The following is a 472-nucleotide window of genomic DNA, read 5'->3' on the forward strand; positions in this document are numbered from 1 at the left end:
ACACTCTCTGTATGATTAAAACATTCAAGCATAAAGGTCTCAAAAAGTTTTTTGAGACTGGCAGTAAAGCCGGTATTCAAGCTAAGCATGAGCGTAAGCTTAGGATGCAGTTGGCAGCTATAGATACTGCAACCATTATTGATGATGTTGATCTACCTGGCTTTAAGCTTCACCCATTAAAAGGGGATAGAGATGGTATTTGGTCAATCACAGTAAATGGTAATTGGCGTATTACTTTCGAATTTATTGATGGTAATGCCTATATTTTAAATTATGAGGATTATCACTAATGAGTATGCACAACCCTCCTCACCCAGGTGAGTTTATTTATGACCTATATATGGAACCGTTTGGTTATAGCTGTCGTTTTGTTGCAAAGCAGCTTGATGTATCCCCTTCTACGCTGAATCGTGTTCTTAAAGGCCAAAGTGCAGTTTCTCCTGAAATGGCTTTACGTCTTTCTAAGTCACTG

The 472-nt window shown here is 38.6% G+C and carries 2 protein-coding genes; both read left to right on the forward strand.

Annotated elements, in window-relative coordinates; all coding sequences use genetic code 11:
• The first annotated feature begins 11 nt into the window (after positions 1 to 11).
• Positions 12 to 290 carry a type II toxin-antitoxin system RelE/ParE family toxin gene (locus tag AB4486_RS25085; protein ID WP_017067997.1) on the forward strand — a complete coding sequence of 93 codons (279 nt, stop codon included), beginning with the start codon at positions 12 to 14 and terminating at the stop codon, positions 288 to 290.
• Positions 290 to 472 (forward strand): HigA family addiction module antitoxin (locus tag AB4486_RS25090; RefSeq protein ID WP_372119412.1); only part of this gene is annotated, 183 nt, incomplete at its 3' end. The genes AB4486_RS25085 and AB4486_RS25090, both read left to right, overlap by 1 nt.

Origin of the sequence: Vibrio sp. 10N.222.55.C6, assembly GCF_041473395.1 — a bacterium.
In the GTDB taxonomy this organism is placed as follows: Bacteria; Pseudomonadota; Gammaproteobacteria; order Enterobacterales; family Vibrionaceae; genus Vibrio; species Vibrio crassostreae_C.

What these genes read in the sequence shown, in the direction of transcription:
- AB4486_RS25085 (WP_017067997.1), top strand. Translation starts at nt 12, where the DNA reads ATGATTAAAACATTCAAGCATAAAGGTCTCAAAAAGTTTTTTGAGACT.